General features: G+C 47.1%; 1 protein-coding gene. It reads left to right on the top strand.

The window, feature by feature from the left end; genetic code table 11:
* On the top strand, positions 1–883 hold an 883-nt coding region (locus R7Z49_RS23985; protein ID WP_318112226.1), incomplete at both ends, for a 1-acyl-sn-glycerol-3-phosphate acyltransferase.

The following is an 883-nucleotide window of genomic DNA, read 5'->3' as shown; positions in this document are numbered from 1 at the left end:
GATTGCTCTAGGCTCACTGGCTTGCAACTGGATCTCAAATCATCGAATCGAAGTGGGCATCGTGCCAATCGGTGCCTTAGGCATCACCATCTTCGGTTACTTAATGGCGACATCAGTACCAACTGAGCTACCTGAGTTCGCAAACTTCATTGAATTTGTTCGTTTCGAGCCTTTCTGGCCACTGTTTTTCTATCTGCTCATGATAGGAGCATCGGGCGGATTATTTATCGTCCCACTGTATGCCTTAATGCAGCACCGAGCGAAGGAGACTGAACGAGCGCAAGTGATAGCAGGTCTGAATATCTTTAACTCGCTATTTATGGTGGGCAGTGCGGTCCTTGGCATTATATGCCTAAGCGTAGTAGAGATAAGTATTCCACAACTGTTTGCGCTTCTTGCAGTGCTTAACTTCTTAGTCGCGGCATATATCTTTCTACAAATCCCGATTTTTGTGGTTCGCTTTGCAATGTGGATGCTCACGCACACCATCTATCGTGTTAAACACAAAAATCTGCACAACTTACCTGAGCATGGTGGTGCATTGATTGTGTGCAATCATGTGAGCTACATGGATGCCCTGTTACTGAGTGCCGTATGCCCTCGTTTGATTCGCTTTGTGATGGAAGAAGATTACGCCAACCTGCCGCCGCTAAGAGGCTTTTTACGCCGTGCTGGCGTGATACCAATTTCTGCTAGCAACCGAAGTTCTATTCGTCGAGCATTTAACGACGTCGAAGAAGCTCTCAATGAAGGCCATATTGTCTGTATCTTCCCTGAAGGGCGATTGACCTCCGATGGCGAAATGAACGACTTCATGCGTGGCATCGACATTATTCTGCGTCGAAGCCCAGTACCTGTGATTCCGATGGCATTGAAAGGATTG

Source organism: Vibrio sp. 1562 (assembly GCF_033340155.1).
Lineage (GTDB): Bacteria > Pseudomonadota > Gammaproteobacteria > Enterobacterales > Vibrionaceae > Vibrio > Vibrio alginolyticus.
This window is presented reverse-complemented; position numbering and strand designations above follow the sequence as displayed.